The organism is Paracoccus hibiscisoli (assembly GCF_005048265.1).
In the GTDB taxonomy this organism is placed as follows: domain Bacteria; phylum Pseudomonadota; class Alphaproteobacteria; order Rhodobacterales; family Rhodobacteraceae; genus Paracoccus; species Paracoccus hibiscisoli.
Genome location: NZ_SUNH01000027.1, coordinates 1 through 16,218 on the forward strand (window position 1 = coordinate 1; position 16,218 = coordinate 16,218).

The following is a 16,218-nucleotide window of genomic DNA, read 5'->3' on the forward strand; positions in this document are numbered from 1 at the left end:
ACGACGTCAACTCGACGCCACAACCGTCACCAAATCCCCAGAATGTCTCCCGGTCCAACCGCGCCTCTCAGCACCGCCTTCCCGGCCCCTCCAGCGTTCCCGCCTTCGGTGAAGCGGTGTTTAGGCCCAAGAAGAATGGGGCGCAATAAGAAAATGACGCGCCAAGTTAACTTTTCGATTAACTAACTGATGTTGAACGATTCTAATCATAGATTTTTGGCTTCTCAACTTCGATGCAGCCGAATCGCAGCGCCACGACCGCGACTCGGAGAGGCCAAACGAAGGTCCCAGCCGAAGACTTTTCGGTTGCTGCTTGAATCGTAAACCCGCGCATCCTAGATTTGTCGGTGGCGGGCTTCTGCTCCTCTCGCGAACGGCCAAATTTCCACTGGCCTATAAGTTTTCCGAGGGCGCTGGCTCTGTCGTGACCCTGGTCACGTTACCCGGTGCCCACCTGATATATCAGGCTTTCGGGAAATCTGTTGCCGTCGCGGTTGCTGCGGTTCCCGCCACCCCATCCCCCTTCGCTGGTGCCACTGCTCAGCCACGGCTGTGCCCCCCTGCCCCGTCGCAGGCTGAACCACCCTGCACAGCAAAAAGGGCGACCCGAGGGCCGCCCTTTCCACCAATCCGATCCGTCAGAGGATCAGAAGCCGTAGACCACGGCCACACCGAGGGTGTTGTTCGTGCGGATCTCACGCTCTTCCTGGTAGGCGGTCGTGTAGCTCACACGGGTCGCCAGCTGCTCGGAGACGCGGAAGTTCACACCGAACTCGTTGGTGATGACGTCCGGCGAGTCGCTCGAACCCAGGTAGTCCGTGTCGTTGGTGATGAACACGTTCTCGTTGAAGCGGTGGTACAGACGCGACGACGCGATGTAGCCGACATCCGTGTCCGACGAGCTGCCGACCGGGGTGCCATCCAAGTTGAAGCCCAGTTCCTGTGCGCCCGACTTGGTGTAGCGGACGCCGACACCGGCCTGCACGCGCCAGGTGGTGTCCTGGGTGTTCAGGATGCGGTAACCAGGACCAAAGCCCAGGAAGGCATCCGTGCGCAGGTTGTCGAATTCTGCGGCAAAGTCCTCGTCCGACTGCGCTTCGTTGTTGCGCACGCCGTCGACCAGGCCGTTCTGCGTCACACGACCCAGAGCGAAGGCATAGAACTGGTCGTTGAAGTAATACTGCGCGTCATAGATCGCGTTGATTTCTTCCTGGTCCTTGTTGCCGTTGTCGTCCTCGCCGAACTCGATCGACAGGCCAACGCTCTGGGCGAACTGACCCTGGTTGAAGTTCACGCGGCCGCCGATTGCCAGATCCTGGTTCTCGGTGTTGCCGGTGCGGCCGGTGTAGCTCAGCGACATGGTGCCGAACAGGCCCTGACGGCGGTCGGCCGGACCAAAGCGGTCGGCATCGTTGTCGCGGTCAAAGCTGTCAGTCACCGAATCTTCGATGTCGGTGATGCGGTCGTCGATCCGCGAGATGCCGGTGGCATCGGCGCCGGTCGAGATTTCGGACTGCGCGAAAGCGGGAACCGACAGGGCGGCCAGGATCGCGGCGGTGCTGGTCAGCAGCGTAACTTTTTTCATTTCAATCGTCCTCACGAGCTGAGTAGGGTTGTCCCGGGCCCGTCCTGGGCACCGGAGCATCTCTGCTGGGTTATCAATTAGCGACACCCCCTCCCGGTTCAAAGAGCGTGGCATTTCTTCAAACGGTCGCGAAAACGTGAGGAACAGACTCCTTGACGGATTCCGGCGAAACCCCGCCGAGCCGGCACTGTAATGTTTGTTGATGCAACCATTCCGCGCATGCTGCAACCGACGCCACGACAGGGGTTTTTCGCGCTTTGGACTGCGACAGTGCCGCTGGCATACAGAATGGTCCAGTGAAACAAGCGCGTGACAGCCCAAATATTGGGCAACTATTTGTGGCTGTCGCGTTAGTTGAAATGTTGCACAGATGCCACGGTCATCACGTCTGCACGACACAGCCTTTGTCGGGCCAGCTGGCACACGCCCCGCAAAAAGGCCCCGACCGGTGGGTCGGGGCCTTGCGTTCAGCATGGATCGGGTCGGGATCAGTCCAGCGAGTCGGGCCTGAAATCCCGGGCCATATGATCCAGCACGGCATTGACGAACCGCGCCTCGCGACCGTCCGGAAAGAAGGCCTGGGTCAGGCGGACATACTCGCTGATGACGACCTTCGCGGGCGCACGTTCGGCGACCAGCTCCGCCCCGGCGGCCCGGAACACCGCGCGCAGGACCGGATCGATACGGTCGATGGGCCATTTCGCCACCAGTCCCCGGTCGGTGGCCTGGTCGATCTTGGACTGCCACATGACGACGTCGTCGACGATGCGCGTGAACAGCGCCTCGTCCGCTTCGGCGGTGGGACCGTCGCGGTCATCGGCGTCGATGCGGAAGGTCTGGAACTCACGCGTGACACGGTCGGCGGATTGGCCGGCGGCCTCCATCTGGAACAGCGCCTGCACGGCATACATGCGCGCGGCGGCACTCAATGTGCGGCGGTCGGGGCGCTTGGCCTCGTCGTGATCGGTCATGCGCCCTGCCCCTGTGTCTGTTCCGTGCGCGGCCAGCGACGCGCCAGCGCCACCAGATGCAACGCCGCGGCGGCCGCGCCGCCGCCCTTGTTCTGTCCCGCCGGATCGGCCCGGACCTGAGCCTGCGCCAGAGTCTCAACGGTCAGGATGCCGTTGCCCAGGCAGACGCCCTGCAGCCCCAGAAGGGTCAGCGCGCGCGAGCTGTCATTGCAGACCGTGTCGTAATGGGTCGTCTCTCCCCGGATCACGCAGCCGAGGGCGACAAAGCCGTCATACTGGCCGCTGCGATGGGCCAGACCCACCGCGGTCGGAATCTCCAGCGCGCCGGGCACCTCGATCACCTCCAGGCTGGCGCCCGCCGCATCGGCGGTGGCGCGCACGCCTTGCAGCAGACCGTCGGTGATATCCTTGTAGTACGGAGCCACGACCGCCAGCAGGCGCACCGGTCCGTCCAGACGCGGCAGCGCCAATTCGTGATGTTGCGTGTTCGAGGCCATCTCTCAGTCCTTGGGAATAGGCCGGGTGGAATGGATCGAAAGCCCGTAGGCGTCAAGACCCACCACCTTCACGGGCGCGGAATTGGTCAGCAGGATCAGATCGGACAGGCCCAGGGCCGACAGGATCTGCGCCCCCAGCCCGTATTGGCGCAGCGTGTGCGGCCCGACCTCGTCGGCCTCGGCGATGGCATGCGACAGATCGCGGATCAGCACGACGACGCCGCGCCCCTCCTCGGCGATGGCCTGCATGGCGGCAGGCAGGCTGCCCGCTCCCTCGCGGCCCACGCCCAGGACGTCATGCAGCGGGTCCAGCGCGTGCATCCGCACCAGAACCGGCGCGTCAGTGGTCAGATCGCCCTTGGTCAGCACGATATGCTCGGTGCCCTGCGTCTCGTCGGCAAAAACCCGCATCATCCAGTCGCCGCCATGCAGCGACTGGACCGGACGCTGCGCGCGTTCCGCGATCAGGTTGTCATGGCGGCGGCGATAGCGGATCAGGTCGCTGATCGTGCCGATCTTCAGCCCGTGGCGCTGCGCGAAATCGACCAGGTCGGGCAGGCGTGCCATGCTGCCGTCATCGTTCATGATCTCGCAGATCACGCCCGACGCGTTCAGCCCGGCCAGCCGCGAAATGTCGACCGCGGCCTCGGTATGGCCCGCGCGCACCAGCACGCCGCCGTCGCGGGCGCGCAGCGGAAAGATGTGGCCCGGCGTCGCGATGTCGGGCGCGCCCTTGGTCGGGTCGATCGCCACGCTGATGGTGCGCGCGCGGTCATGGGCGCTGATGCCTGTGGTGACGCCCTCGCGGGCCTCGATCGACATGGTGAAGGCGGTCTCGTGGCGGCTGGAGTTCTTGGGGCTCATCAGGGTCAGGCCCAGGGTCTCGATCCGGTCCGCGGTCAGCGTCAGACAGATCAGCCCGCGCCCATGCGTCGCCATGAAGTTGATCGCGTCGGGTGTGGCCATCTGCGCGGGGATGCACAGATCGCCCTCGTTCTCGCGGTCCTCATGGTCGACCAGGATGAACATCCGGCCGTTGCGGGCCTCGTTGATGATGTCCTCGATCGGAGAGATCGCGGCGGACAGGTCGCGTTCGACGGGGCCGGGTTCTTCGAATTGCATGGGGTCGTCCTTGAAGGGGGCGTCACGCGCCCGTCGGTTGTCCGGCCTCTGCCAGCCGCGCGACATAGCGGGCCAGCGTGTCGATTTCCAGGTTCACGGCATCGCCCACCGCCGCATCGCCCCAGGTGGTCACCTGTTGGGTATGCGGGATCAGGTTGATGCCAAAGCTGTTGCCCGCCACCTCGTTCACGGTCAGCGACGTGCCGTTCAGCGTGACCGACCCCTTTTGGGCGATAAAGCGCGCCAGATCGGCGGGCGCCTCGAAGGTCAGGCGCAGGCTGTCGCCCTCGCGCGCGGCGTCGGTGATGCGGGCCACGCCATCGACATGACCGCTGACGATATGGCCGCCCAGCTCGTCGCCCACGCGCAGCGCGCGTTCCAGGTTCAGGCGCTGGCCCACGGACCAGCCCTCGGCGCCGATGCTGGTCTTGGACAGCGTCTCGGCCGAGATATCCACGTCGAACCAGTCCGGACCCTTGGCGACGACCGTCAGGCAAACCCCGTCGCAGGCGATGGATGCGCCCAGATCGACGCCCGCCATGTCATAGGCGCAGCCGATGCGGGCGCGCATGTCGCCGCGCATCTCGACCGCGCGGACGACGCCAATATCCGTGATGATGCCGGTGAACATCCGGGTTTCCTCCTGCTGACAGTCCGGACCTAGGCCATCATCTTTGAGCGTTCAAGCGCCAACACCGACATCCCCTATGCATTCGGCAGTGACAACTGCCGCGGGACACAATATCGTGCGCAATCATTTAGCGCCTAAATGATATTTTAACCATTTTGCGCGACTCTTAAGTAATGTTTCATCCAGTCGGCCTCCCACGGATCATCAACGCTAGACTCGAGCGCGATGCGCTGTCCGGGAATGACCGAATATTTCTCATGTTGCAGGGCCCACATGGCCCGTTTTTCGACCGGCTGGCGCGGCTGCTGCGTGTGGCGGGGGCGACCGTCTGGCGCTGCGGCTTCAACGCGGGGGACGAGTTCTTCTGGTCCGATCCTAGCAGCTATCTACGCCACGAAGGGGGCATGGCCGACTGGCCCGCGCATCTGGCCACGATCCTGGATGGCAAGGGCGTGACCGATATCGTGCTTTACGGTGACGTCCGCCCCATCCACGCCTCGGCCCGGGCCTTGGCCGCCGAACGCGGCCTGCGTGTCCATGTATTCGAGGAGGGGTATCTGCGCCCCTACTGGATCAGCTACGAACGCCAGGGGTCGAACGGCAATTCAGTCCTGATGCGCATTCCGCTGGCCCAGATGCGCGCCGCCCTGCGCGAGCAGATCAGCGAGGTCCGCCGCCCCCCCGCCCATTGGGGCGACATGCGCCAGCACAAGTTCTATGGCGCCTTCTATCATTTTTTGATCCTGGTCGCGAACCGCCGCTATCGGGCCTATACCGGGCACCGTGCGATCAGCGTCGCGCAGGAATTCCGGCTGAACCTGCGCCGCCTGGTGCTGGCGCCGATCTACAACCTGGCGCGCGCGCTGCAATGGCGCCGGCTGCGGCTGTCGGGCTGGCCCTATAATCTGGTCCTGATGCAGCTGGAGCATGATTCGAACTTTCTGGGCCATTCACCCTTCACCCGGAACGCCCAGTTCATCCGCACCGTGGTCGAGGGGTTCGCCCGCTCCGCCCCGCGCCATCACCACCTGATCTTCAAGGCCCACCCGCTGGAGGATGGCCGCGCCGGCAACCGCGCCGCCATCCGCGACGCCGCGGCCGAACACGGCGTCTCGGACCGCGTCCACTATATCCGCGGCGGCAAGCTGGCCGAGATCCTGTCCGATGCCCGCGCGGTGGTCACGGTGAACTCCACCGGTGCGCAGCAGGCGCTGTGGCGCGGCATCCCGGTCAAGACGCTTGGCCGCGCGGTCTATGAAAAACCCGGCCTGGTGTCGGAGCAGACGCTGGACGATTTCCTGGCCGCGCCAGACGCGCCCGACCCGCAGGCCTATCGCACCTTTCGCGACTATCTGCTGCAGACCAGCCAGATTCCCGGCGGCTTCTATGCCGGCCGGTCGCGCGCCCATACCCTGCGGCTAGTGGCCGACATGCTACTGTCATCCAACGATCCCTACGAGGCGCTGGCATCGGGACGCATCCTGCCCCGCCAGCAGCTATCCGACCGGCATGGCTGAAAGGCCACGCAGCCGCAGGATTGAACAAGATGTTATGGCCTGTCCCGTCCGACGGCGTTAAGGTGCACCAAAACCGGCGCGTAAGGCCGGAACTACATAACAGGAGCATCCGAGGTGACAGTGTTTTTCCGATCAGCAGCCCCCCTTAGGGTGCTGATGATTGCATCATTGAGCCTGCTGGCCGCCTGCGCGCTGCCCCGTTCCGGCCCCACCAAAAGCGAGATCTTCGAGGGCGCCGTGGAACGCGGCGGCAATACCCAGGTCATCTATGTCAACGACCACGTGACGCGGGCATCCGCCTTTGCCCCCGCCTACGGGTTCTCGAACAGCTTCCGCAGCGCGGGCCAGGTCGGCGCGGACGAGATCCGGGCCGGCGACACGCTTGGCCTGTCGATCTGGGAGAACGTCGATGACGGCCTGTTGACCTCGCTCGGCGCCAGCTCGACCACCCTGACCGAGATCCAGGTGGATAGCGACGGCTTCATCTTCGTGCCCTATGCGGGTCGCGTGCGGGCGGCGGGTAACACCCCCGACCAGCTGCGCCAGATCATCACCCGCGAACTGGCCGTCCAGACCCCCGACCCGCAGGTCACCGTCCAGCGCGTCGCCGGCAACGGTGCGACCGTGTCGGTGGTGGGTCGCGTCGGCGCCCAGGGCGTCTATCCGATCGAACGTCCCACGCGCACCCTGTCGGCCATGCTGGCCCGCGCCGGCGGCGTCGCCATCGAACCCGAAGTCGCCGTCGTCACCGTCAAGCGCGGCAATGACAGCGGCCGCGTCTGGCTGACCGATCTCTATGGCAGCCCCACGAACGACATCGCCCTGCGCCCCGGCGATCTGATCGTGGTCGAGGAGGATCAGCGCACCTTCACCGCGCTTGGCGCGCTTGGCGGCCAGACCCGCGTGCCCTTGGGCAACGAGGTGATCAACGCGGCCGAGGCCATTGCCATGGTCGGCGGCCTCAGCAGCCAGCTTGCCGACCCCACGGGCGTCTTCGTGCTGCGCGACGAGCCGGAATCAGTGGCCAGCCGCGTTCTGGGCAAGCCGGTCCGCGGTTCGCAGCGCTTTGCCTATGTGCTGGATCTGACGCGCCCGAACGGTCTGTTCCTGGCGCGCGACTTTGTCATTCGCGACGGCGACACCGTCTATGTGACCGAGGCGCCCTATGTGCAGTGGCAAAAGACCCTGTCGGCCGTGACCGGCAGCGCCGCGACCGCCGACAGCCTGTCCAATATCGGCAACTGACCTGCCGATGAAGCCCGATGACATCGCAGCCGCCGGGACATCCCGGCGGCTTTGCATTTTCAACCTGGGGTTCCTGACCGGACCGCGCATCCGCCGCATCCTGACGCTGGCCGGGCACCGTCCGGTCCTGTCCCTGCCCCGCCACGGCGACGCGGTCGGCATCTGGGGCAACAGCCCGACCGCCTGGCGGGGCCGCGCCATCGCCGCGCGGCGCGGCTGCCCGGTTATCACCGTCGAGGATGCGTTCCTGCGCTCGGTCCTGCCGGGACGCGCGCCCGGACGGCTGGCGGCGCGCGGCCCCATCGGGCTGCTGATCGACCCCGACGGGCTGCATTTCGACCCCACCGCCCCCTCGCGGCTGGAACGGCTGATCAGCCAGCCCCTGCCCCGCGCCCAGCAGGATCGCGCCGTGCGTGCGCTGGCCCGGCTGCGCACCGCCGATCTGTCGAAATACAACATGCACGATCCGGCGGCCCCGCTGCCGGTGCCGGGCTATGTCCTGGTGATCGACCAGACGCGGGGCGACGCCTCGCTGCGCGGGGCGGACCGGACGCGGTTCCTGACCATGCTGGAGGCCGCGCGCGACGAACACCCGGGCAGCCGCATCGTGATCCGCAGCCATCCCGAAACCGCCGCGGGCCTGCGTCCCGGTCATCTGGACGCCAGTGATCTGCGCCCGGGGGATCAGCTCTGCGATGGCCCGGTCTCTCCCTGGCGGTTGGTCCAGGGGGCGGATGCGGTCTATGCGGTCAGTTCCCAGCTGGGCTATGAGGCGCTGCTGGCCGGGCACAGGCCACGCCTGTTCGGACAGCCCTTCTATGCGGGCTGGGGGCTCAGCGACGACGAGGCGCCGATCCCCCGCCGCAGCCCCTCCACCCGCGAGGCGCTGTTCGCGGCCAGCCATCTGGACGGCCCCGTCTGGTACGACCCCTGCCGCGACCGCCTGACCGATTTCGAGGGCGCGCTGGACCAGATCGAGGCCGAGACGCGGACCTATCGGCAGGACCGCCACGGCCATCTGGCCTATGGCATGCGCCTGTGGAAACGCCGATTTCTGGCGCGGGAATTCGGCGATGCGCAGCCCTTGCGCTTTGCCCCTGATCCCGGCCCCGAGGTGACGCTGGCCTGGGCCGGGTCCGCCGCCGCCGTTCCGCAGGCCACGCGGGTCGAGGACGGCTTCCTGCGGTCGCGCGGGCTGGGGGCGGCGTTGACCCCGCCTTTGTCGATCGTGGCCGACGATCTGGGCATCTATTTCGACCCGACTGCGCCATCGCGTCTGGAATCGCTGATCTCCTTGGGGCCGCCGCCCTGCGGACGGGATCGGGCGCAGCGGCTGATCACCGCGCTGGTCGCGGCGCGGCTGACGAAGTACAATCTGGGCGGCGCGTCCGACCTGCCGCCGCGCGACGGACGGCCCTGCATCCTGGTGCCCGGACAGGTCGAGAACGACGCCTCGATCCTGAAGGGCGCGGGGGCCGAGCGGACGAACCTGGCCCTGCTGCAGAGGGTGCGGACTGAGAACCCCGACGCCTGCCTGATCTACAAGCCCCACCCGGATGTGGAGGCCGGCCTGCGCCCCGGCGCGATCGACGAAGATACCGTGGCCACGCTGGCCGACCATATCGCCCGGGACGCAGACCCGGTGACCCTGATCGAGGCCGTGGACGCGGTCTGGACCATCACCTCGACCCTGGGGTTCGAGGCGCTGCTGCGCGGCAAACCGGTCACCGTGCTGGGCGCCCCCTTCTATGCGGGGTGGGGGCTGACGCGTGATCTGGGGCCGATCCCCGCGCGGCGGCAGGCGCGGCCCGATCTGGCGGCGCTGGCCCATGCCTGCCTGATCGCCTATCCGCGCTATCGCGACCCGGTCACCGGCCTGCCCTGCCCGGTCGAACTGGCGCTGGAGCGGCTGGCCAGAGGCCGGACCCACCATCCCCCCGCCCTGCGCCTGCTGGCCAAGGCCCAGGGCGCGCTGGCCGGTCACGCCTGGATCTGGCGGCGCTAGACGCGGCGCCAGCGGTGGAACAGGTCCGGCCCGATCTGCCGCGTCTCGGCCAAGGCAAAGCGCGGCGCCTGCGCCAGCCGCGTCCAGCCGGTCGCGCCCAGAAAGGGCCGCGCCTCGGCCCCAAGCGCCAGCCCGGCGGTATAGCCGACCAGCTGATCGACCAGTCCCGCGCCCAGCAGGCTGGCCGCCAGACGCCCGCCCCCCTCGCAAAAGACCCGCGTGATGCCGCGCCCGCCCAGATCCGACAGGATCTGCGCCGGGCTGCCCTCGACCCGCCACAGCGGACCGTGATCGTCATCCTGCGGCGCCAGCGGCGGCAGCGCCTGCGCCGATACGACGATGCGCACCGGCTGCTGGGGCGTGGCGATGCCGCGCACATTCAGCTGCGGCAGATCTGTGCGCGCGGTCGCTCCACCCACCATGATCGCGTCGTGCTGGGCGCGCAGGGCATGGACATGGGCACGGGCCTCGGGGCCGGTGATCCAGCGGCTTTCCCCGCTGGCCATGGCGATGCGCCCGTCCAGGCTGCTGGCCAGCTTCAGCGTGACAAAGGGGCGGCCCTGGGTGATGCGCAGCAGGAACCCCGCCTGCAATTCGGCGGCCTGATCGGCCAGCACGCCCTCGGTCAGCGGGATGCCCGCGTCGCGCAGCATGCGGTGCCCCCGCCCGGCCACGCGCGGGTCCGGATCGGTCAGCGCCGTCACCACCCGCGCCACGCCCGCGCCAACCAACCCCGCCGCGCAGGGCGGCGTGCGGCCGTGATGGGCGCAGGGCTCCAGCGTGACATAGGCGGTCGCCCCGGCGGCCAGCGACCCCGCCGAGTCCAGCGCCATCCGTTCGGCATGCGGGCGCCCGCCGGGCTGGGTCCAGCCACGCCCGACAATGCGGCCGTCGCGCACCAGCACACAGCCCACCGCAGGGTTCGGCCAGACATTGCCCAGACCGCGCCGCGCCAGGCGCAGGGCATGACCCATGTGCCGCGCGTCTTCTGTCGGATCAGGGGTCAACCGGCAGGGGGGCGCAGTTCGGAGACGAACTTGTCGAAATCGTCCGCGTCCTGAAAGTTCTTGTAAACGCTGGCGAAACGCACATAGCCGACATTGTCGATGCGCGACAGCGCCTCCATCACGATCTCTCCGATCGCCTTGGAGGGTATGTCCGTCTCTCCGGTGCTTTCCAGGCGGCGGACGATGCCGCTGATCATCTGCTCGATGCGCTCGGGCTCGACGGGGCGCTTCTGCATGGCGATGCGGATCGACCGGGCCATCTTGTCGCGGTCGAAATCCTCGCGCTTGCCGTTGGTCTTGACCACCACCAGGTCGCGCAGCTGCACGCGCTCATAGGTGGTAAACCGACCGCTGCAGGACGGGCAGAAGCGGCGGCGGCGGATCGCCACGTTGTCCTCGGCCGGACGCGAGTCCTTGACCTGGGTATCGACATTTCCGCAAAACGGGCAGCGCATTCCGTTGTCCCTATGCTGGGGCGATCCACCGGGACTATAGGCAGCTTGGCAGGGATTGGGTAGCGTTATCCACAACCCACAAGATAGGCCCACCGGAACCTGTGGCCCGAAAGCCGCGTTGGCCCGCAGATTATCCGCAGGATTCAACCGATTGAGGCTCCCATGACCCAGACCCTGTTCATCACCGGCGCCTCCTCCGGCATCGGAGAGGCGACCGCCCGCGCCGCTGTCGATGCGGGCTGGAACGTCGCTCTGTTCGCGCGCTCCGCCGACCGCCTGCAGGCGCTGGCCGCCGATCTGGGCGACCGGGCGCTGGTCGTGACGGGCGACGCCACCGACATGGACGCACTGACCGCAGCAGCAGACCGCTGCGCCGAACGGTTCGGGGGCATCGACGCGGCTTTCGCCAATGCCGGTCGCGGCCTGTCCAAGCCCGGCACCGAGGCCGGGGATCTGGATGACATCCGCGGCATGATCGATCTGAACGTCACCGGCGTGGTGCTGACGGCCCGCGCCCTGCTGCCGCATCTGCGCAAAACGCGCGGCACGCTGGTCCTGACCGGGTCTGCCGCCGGGCGTCGGCATATTCCGGGGTCGATCTATGGCGCGACCAAGTGGTTCGTGCATGGCTATGCCGGCAATCTGGCCGAGGAGATGCGCGAATGGGGCGGCCGCTGCGGCGTGGTGGCGCCCGGCATGGTCGACACGGCATTTTTCGACGATGGCGCCCCGGACAAGCTGCAGCCGCAGGACGTCGCCGCCGCCGTCCTGCACATGATCACCGCCCCCGAACGCGCCGCCATCCGCGAAGTCTATCTGATGCCTCAGGCCTGAGGCGCGAACATCGCCACGACCTGGCGGTCATGAGGGGCGTGGCGATGTTCGACCAGATAGACCCCCTGCCAGCGGCCCAGCATCATCCGCCCCCGGTCCACCGGGATCTGCAGCGTGGTGGGCAACACGGCCGCCTTGAGATGCGCGGGCATGTCGTCCGGCCCCTCATAGCGATGCGTGATCCAGCCCATCGAGGGGTGATCGGCAGGCTGGGCCAAACGCTCCAGCCAAGCAAGCAGGTCGGTCTGCACCTCGGGGTCGGCATTCTCCTGGATCAGCAGCGAGGCCGAGGTATGGCGGATCATCAGCGTCAGAACCCCCTGCGCCGCGCCGATGCCCGCCAGCCAAGTGGCCAGATCGCGGGTGATCTCGTGGCAGGCGGGGCCATGAGTCGCGACGGTCAGAACGTGCATCATTCGGCGGCCTCCGGTCCCAGCAGCGCGTCGTCACGGTCGTGATCCAGCTCGATCTGCTTGCTGGCTCGCGCGCCAAGCGTTCGCAGCATCTCGACCTGGCGGATCACGTTGCCGGAGCCGCGCGTCAGGCGGTCCATGGCCTGCCCATGGGCGCGGTTCGCCTGATCCAGCGCGCGACCCACGCCGTCCATCGCCTCGACGAACCCCGCGACCTTGTCATACAGCTGCCCAGCCCGGCGCGCGATCTCCAGCGCGTTGCTCTCGCGGCGTTCGACGGCCCAAATGTGGTCGACCGTGCGCAGGGTCAGCATCAGCGTGGTGGGCGTGGTCAGGCCCACCCGCCGCTCCATCGCAAAGGCTGCCAGCCCCGGATCGGCCCGCAGCGCGTCCGAGAACGCCCCCTCGATCGGGATGAACATCAGCACGTAATCCACTGAATTGTCGTCCATCCGCTGATAGCCCTTGCCCGACAGCGTGGTGATGTGCGCGCGGATGGCCGCGACGTGACGGCGCAAGGCCGCCGCCGCGGCGGCCGGATCGTCCAGCGTCACCGAGGCCTCGTAATCGTTCAGCGACACCTTGCTGTCGATCACCATGACCTTGCCGCGCGGCATCTTGACCACCACGTCGGGGCGCCACAGCTTGCCATCCTCATCGCGCCAGCTGGACTGCATGTCGTAATGCGTGCCCGCCATCAGGCCCGAATCCTCCAGGATGCGCTCCAGCACCATCTCGCCCCAGGCACCCTGCTGCTGCTTGTCGCCTTTGAGGGCGCGGGTCAGGTTCACCGCCTCGCGGCCGATCTGTTCGCTGCGGTTGTGCAGCGACAGGATCTGTTCGCGCAGGCGGGCGGATTCCTCGTCCAGCACCTTGTTGCGGGCCTGCAATTCGGTCTGAAACCGGCCGACCTGATCGCGAAACGGCGTCAGCAGCGCCGACAGCTGATCGTTCTGCAGCCGCTGCAGGTCGTCCTGCTGCGCCCTCAAGGTTTCCGCCGACAATAACTTGAAATGCTGGGTCATTTCGGTGCGCAGCTCGCGCAGCGTGGCGATCTCGCGGGCGCTGGCCTCGGCATCCTTCTCGGCGCGCAGGCGGGCCTCGGCCAGCCGCGTCTCCAACTGGGCGGCCTCGCGGCGCGCCGCGTGCAGCGCATCGGTCAGGGCGTCACGCTCTTCGGTGAGGTCGGACAGGCGCGCCTCGCGGGCATTCGCCAAGGCCGATGTCTGCGCCTCGTGGAGCACCGATTCCTGTAGACGGGTCTGGGCCAGCTGGCCCTGATGCCGGGCACGCAGCCACAGGACCAGCAGCACCAGCGCGCCGAGTGCAGGCAGCCATGTCAGTGCATCCTCAACCGGCATCGCGTTGTTTCCCCAATTCTTTCGGGGCAGTGTTCACCCTTCGTCCCGGAAAGGCAAGCTAGACGGTCACCGACATCATGAAGGCCACGACGCCGCCGACATAATCGCCACGATGCACGGTCGAGCTATCCGACCCCGCGAACCAGTCCATCAGCGAGGCCCGGTCGCGGTCCGAGAACCGCATCCGCCAGTCCTGAAACCGCCGGTGCTGCAACGCGCCCTGATCCAGCACCAGCAGATCCTGATGCCGCTCATCGGCCTCCAGCAGTGCCACGACCTCGCGCAAGCCATCCGCAGGCCCCTCAAGCCATTGAAAAAACAGCCCATCTTCATGGTGCAGACAGCCCGTCAGCCCCAAGGACTGGTTGCGCCGCCGGGCGCTGGACAGGATCAGTTGCAGGTCCTCAGCGTTCAGACCGGGGCGCGCCGCGCTCCGGTAGAGGTAATAGGCCAGGCCCTCGATATCAGCCAGATCACTGGTCAAGGAACGATCGCAGCTTTCTGCTGCGCGACGGATGCTTCAGCTTGCGCAGGGCCTTGGCCTCGATCTGGCGGATGCGTTCGCGGGTCACGCTGAACTGCTGGCCGACCTCCTCCAGAGTGTGGTCGGTGTTCATGCCGATGCCAAAGCGCATGCGCAGCACGCGCTCCTCCCGCGGGGTCAGGCTGGCCAGGACGCGGGTCGTGGTTTCCTTGAGGTTCTCCTGGATGGCGCTGTCCAGCGGCAGGACGGCATTCTTGTCCTCGATGAAATCGCCAAGCTGGCTGTCCTCCTCGTCCCCGATCGGGGTTTCGAGGGAGATCGGTTCCTTGGCGATCTTCATCACCTTGCGGACCTTCTCCAGCGGCATCTGAAGCTTTTCGGCCAGTTCCTCGGGGGTCGGCTCGCGTCCGATCTCGTGCAGCATCTGGCGGCCGGTGCGGACCAGCTTGTTGATCGTCTCGATCATGTGGACCGGGATGCGGATCGTGCGGGCCTGATCGGCGATCGACCGAGTGATCGCCTGCCTGATCCACCAGGTCGCATAGGTCGAGAACTTGTAGCCGCGGCGGTATTCGAACTTGTCCACGGCCTTCATCAGGCCGATATTGCCTTCCTGAATAAGATCAAGGAATTGCAGGCCACGGTTCGTGTATTTTTTCGCAATCGAGATCACCAGGCGCAGGTTGGCCTCGACCATCTCCTTCTTCGCCTGGCGGGCCTCTTTCTCGCCGCGCTGGACCTGAGAGACGATCCGGCGGAATTCCTCGATGTCGACGCCGACATACTGGCCGACCTCGGCCATGTCGCCGCGCAGCTTTTCGACCGCATCGCGCGAGCGGTCGAACAGCGCCTGCCAGCCGCGACCGGCCTGCGCCGACATGCGGTCGACCCAGGTCGGGTCCAACTCCGAGCCGCGATAGGCGTCGATGAACTCGCGGCGGTTGATGCGGGCCGCGTCGGCCAGCTTGACCATGCCGCTGTCGATGGTGACGATGCGGCGGTTGATGCCGTAGAGCTGGTCGACCAGCGCCTCGATCCGGCCGCTGTTCAGGTGCAGCGAGTTCACCAGAACCACGATCTCCGAGCGCAGGGTCTGATAATCGGTCTCGGCGCTGGCCGAGAAACTGTTATCCTCGTTCAGGGTCGCGGACATGCGCTGGTCCTGCATGTCGGCCAGCCCCTCGTAGTGATGGGCGATGGCCTCCAGCGTCTCCAGGACCTTGGGCTTGAGGCTGGCCTCCATGGCGGCCAGGGACAGGTTCGCGCCCTCGTCCTCCTCGTCATCCTCCTCGACGCGCAGCGGGTTGCCGTCGGCGTCGAATTCCTCGCGCTTGGGGGCCGTGGTGCCGGCCTCGCCCTCGACGGTCAACTCGACCTCCTCGGCCTCCTCGCCGTCCATGGCCTGGCCGAACGTCGTCTCCAGGTCGATCACGTCGCGCAGCAGGATTTCTTCGTCCAGCAGTTCCTCACGCCACAGCGTGATGGCCTTGAAGGTCAGCGGGCTTTCGCACAGCCCCGCGATCATCGTGTTGCGGCCGGCCTCGATCCGCTTGGCGATGGCGATCTCGCCCTCGCGCGACAGCAGCTCGACGCTGCCCATCTCGCGCAGGTACATGCGCACCGGGTCGTCGGTGCGGTCCAGCTTTTCGGTTTCGGTGGTCGAGACGGCCAGATCACGCGACCCGGTACCGGTGGTGACGATAGCACCGCCCTCGGCCTCCTCGGCGGCCTCGTCGTCCTCGATGACGTTGATGCCCATTTCGGACAGCATCGACATCACGTCCTCGATCTGCTCGCTGCTGACCTGTTCCGGCGGCAGGACCGCGTTCAGCTGGTCGTAGGTGATGTAGCCACGCTCGCGTGCCTCGGCGATCATCTTCTTGACCGCCGCCTGGCTCATGTCCAGCGTATGGGCATTGTCGTCCTTGTCGGTCTTGTCGTGGTCATCGTCCTTGGCGGCCATCCAGGGCTCCTTCTCGGCGAGATCGTGGGCGGCGATTCGGCTGTGCGGGCGAATCGACGCGAAATTGGGTCTTTTCTAACGCGCTTCCCGACCGAATCAAAGGCCGTGCGCGCTGATGATTCGCAACC

At 66.8% G+C, this 16,218-nt stretch carries 15 protein-coding genes; 4 read left to right on the forward strand and 11 right to left on the reverse strand.

Annotation, left to right across the window (positions count from 1 at the left end):
- Positions 1–646: 646 nt before the first annotated feature.
- The 5 genes from FA740_RS16060 to FA740_RS16080 form a co-directional block, all read right to left on the reverse strand.
- Positions 647–1,585: a DUF481 domain-containing protein gene (locus FA740_RS16060; RefSeq protein ID WP_136857825.1), complete on the reverse strand. Its 939-nt coding sequence runs from the start codon at positions 1,583–1,585 to the stop codon at positions 647–649.
- Positions 1,586–2,073: 488 nt separating this feature from the next.
- Positions 2,074–2,556 (reverse strand): transcription antitermination factor NusB, encoded by a 483-nt coding sequence (nusB, locus tag FA740_RS16065; protein WP_136857826.1) that lies wholly within the window; start codon positions 2,554–2,556, stop codon positions 2,074–2,076.
- Positions 2,553–3,053 carry a 6,7-dimethyl-8-ribityllumazine synthase gene (locus tag FA740_RS16070; RefSeq protein ID WP_136857827.1) on the reverse strand — a complete coding sequence of 167 codons (501 nt, stop codon included), beginning with the start codon at positions 3,051–3,053 and terminating at the stop codon, positions 2,553–2,555. Before FA740_RS16070 ends, nusB begins: the two co-directional genes overlap by 4 nt.
- A 3-nt stretch (positions 3,054–3,056) precedes the next feature.
- Positions 3,057–4,175: a 3,4-dihydroxy-2-butanone-4-phosphate synthase gene (gene ribB, locus FA740_RS16075; protein ID WP_136857828.1), complete on the reverse strand. Its 1,119-nt coding sequence runs from the start codon at positions 4,173–4,175 to the stop codon at positions 3,057–3,059.
- A 22-nt stretch (positions 4,176–4,197) separates the two neighbouring features.
- Positions 4,198–4,806, reverse strand: coding sequence for a riboflavin synthase (locus tag FA740_RS16080; protein WP_136857829.1), 609 nt, complete (start codon positions 4,804–4,806; stop codon positions 4,198–4,200).
- Positions 4,807–5,063: 257 nt separating this feature from the next.
- On the opposite strand from FA740_RS16080, the gene FA740_RS16085 reads away from it, so the two are divergent.
- The 3 genes from FA740_RS16085 (at position 5,064) to FA740_RS16095 (ending at position 9,573) form a co-directional block, all read left to right on the forward strand.
- The gene (locus FA740_RS16085; RefSeq protein WP_246053682.1) at positions 5,064–6,323 is read left to right on the forward strand and encodes a capsule biosynthesis protein; all 1,260 of its coding nucleotides are present in this window, start codon (positions 5,064–5,066) and stop codon (positions 6,321–6,323) included.
- Positions 6,324–6,479: 156 nt separating this feature from the next.
- Complete coding sequence (locus tag FA740_RS16090; RefSeq protein ID WP_211243729.1) at positions 6,480–7,568, forward strand: polysaccharide biosynthesis/export family protein; 1,089 nt, start codon at positions 6,480–6,482, stop codon at positions 7,566–7,568.
- A 7-nt stretch (positions 7,569–7,575) separates the two neighbouring features.
- Complete coding sequence (locus tag FA740_RS16095) at positions 7,576–9,573, forward strand: capsular polysaccharide biosynthesis protein (RefSeq protein WP_136857831.1); 1,998 nt, start codon at positions 7,576–7,578, stop codon at positions 9,571–9,573.
- On the opposite strand, the gene ribD is transcribed toward FA740_RS16095, so the two are convergent.
- Together ribD and nrdR are read right to left on the reverse strand one after the other, a co-directional pair.
- Complete coding sequence (gene ribD / locus FA740_RS16100) at positions 9,570–10,547, reverse strand: bifunctional diaminohydroxyphosphoribosylaminopyrimidine deaminase/5-amino-6-(5-phosphoribosylamino)uracil reductase RibD (protein WP_136857832.1); 978 nt, start codon at positions 10,545–10,547, stop codon at positions 9,570–9,572. The two genes, FA740_RS16095 and ribD, sit on opposite strands and share 4 nt — an antisense overlap.
- Before the next feature lie 29 nt (positions 10,548–10,576).
- A complete protein-coding gene (nrdR, locus tag FA740_RS16105; protein WP_136857833.1) occupies positions 10,577–11,035 on the reverse strand; it encodes a transcriptional regulator NrdR in 459 nt (152 codons plus the stop codon).
- A gap of 162 nt (positions 11,036–11,197) precedes the next feature.
- Between nrdR and FA740_RS16110 the strand changes: the two genes are divergently transcribed.
- Positions 11,198–11,869: an SDR family oxidoreductase gene (locus tag FA740_RS16110; RefSeq protein ID WP_136857834.1), complete on the forward strand. Its 672-nt coding sequence runs from the start codon at positions 11,198–11,200 to the stop codon at positions 11,867–11,869.
- Here FA740_RS16110 and FA740_RS16115 read toward each other — a convergent pair.
- Genes FA740_RS16115 through rpoD form a run of 4 tightly spaced genes read right to left on the reverse strand, consistent with a single transcriptional unit; the run spans position 11,860 to position 16,090 of the window.
- Positions 11,860–12,285 carry a secondary thiamine-phosphate synthase enzyme YjbQ gene (locus tag FA740_RS16115; RefSeq protein WP_136857835.1) on the reverse strand — a complete coding sequence of 142 codons (426 nt, stop codon included), beginning with the start codon at positions 12,283–12,285 and terminating at the stop codon, positions 11,860–11,862. The two genes, FA740_RS16110 and FA740_RS16115, sit on opposite strands and share 10 nt — an antisense overlap.
- A complete protein-coding gene (locus FA740_RS16120; protein ID WP_136857836.1) occupies positions 12,282–13,643 on the reverse strand; it encodes a DNA recombination protein RmuC in 1,362 nt (453 codons plus the stop codon). Before FA740_RS16120 ends, FA740_RS16115 begins: the two co-directional genes overlap by 4 nt.
- Positions 13,644–13,701: 58 nt before the next feature.
- Complete coding sequence (locus FA740_RS16125) at positions 13,702–14,127, reverse strand: BLUF domain-containing protein (protein ID WP_169306334.1); 426 nt, start codon at positions 14,125–14,127, stop codon at positions 13,702–13,704.
- Entirely contained in the window at positions 14,117–16,090 is a 1,974-nt protein-coding gene (rpoD, locus tag FA740_RS16130; RefSeq protein ID WP_136857838.1) for an RNA polymerase sigma factor RpoD, read from the reverse strand. Before rpoD ends, FA740_RS16125 begins: the two co-directional genes overlap by 11 nt.
- Positions 16,091–16,218: the final 128 nt, after the last annotated feature.

Bases quoted from the DNA above. Each gene is read 5' to 3' on its own strand.
- rpoD (WP_136857838.1), bottom strand. From the start codon at position 16,090: ATGGCCGCCAAGGACGATGACCACGACAAGACCGACAAGGACGACAAT.
- FA740_RS16120 (WP_136857836.1), bottom strand. From the start codon at position 13,643: ATGCCGGTTGAGGATGCACTGACATGGCTGCCTGCACTCGGCGCGCTG.
- FA740_RS16090 (WP_211243729.1), top strand. From the start codon at position 6,480: ATGATTGCATCATTGAGCCTGCTGGCCGCCTGCGCGCTGCCCCGTTCC.
- ribD (WP_136857832.1), bottom strand. From the start codon at position 10,547: ATGGGTCATGCCCTGCGCCTGGCGCGGCGCGGTCTGGGCAATGTCTGG.
- FA740_RS16080 (WP_136857829.1), bottom strand. From the start codon at position 4,806: ATGTTCACCGGCATCATCACGGATATTGGCGTCGTCCGCGCGGTCGAG.
- FA740_RS16060 (WP_136857825.1), bottom strand. From the start codon at position 1,585: ATGAAAAAAGTTACGCTGCTGACCAGCACCGCCGCGATCCTGGCCGCC.
- FA740_RS16110 (WP_136857834.1), top strand. From the start codon at position 11,198: ATGACCCAGACCCTGTTCATCACCGGCGCCTCCTCCGGCATCGGAGAG.
- FA740_RS16115 (WP_136857835.1), bottom strand. From the start codon at position 12,285: ATGATGCACGTTCTGACCGTCGCGACTCATGGCCCCGCCTGCCACGAG.
- nusB (WP_136857826.1), bottom strand. From the start codon at position 2,556: ATGACCGATCACGACGAGGCCAAGCGCCCCGACCGCCGCACATTGAGT.
- FA740_RS16095 (WP_136857831.1), top strand. From the start codon at position 7,576: ATGAAGCCCGATGACATCGCAGCCGCCGGGACATCCCGGCGGCTTTGC.
- FA740_RS16085 (WP_246053682.1), top strand. From the start codon at position 5,064: ATGTTGCAGGGCCCACATGGCCCGTTTTTCGACCGGCTGGCGCGGCTG.
- nrdR (WP_136857833.1), bottom strand. From the start codon at position 11,035: ATGCGCTGCCCGTTTTGCGGAAATGTCGATACCCAGGTCAAGGACTCG.
- FA740_RS16070 (WP_136857827.1), bottom strand. From the start codon at position 3,053: ATGGCCTCGAACACGCAACATCACGAATTGGCGCTGCCGCGTCTGGAC.
- ribB (WP_136857828.1), bottom strand. From the start codon at position 4,175: ATGCAATTCGAAGAACCCGGCCCCGTCGAACGCGACCTGTCCGCCGCG.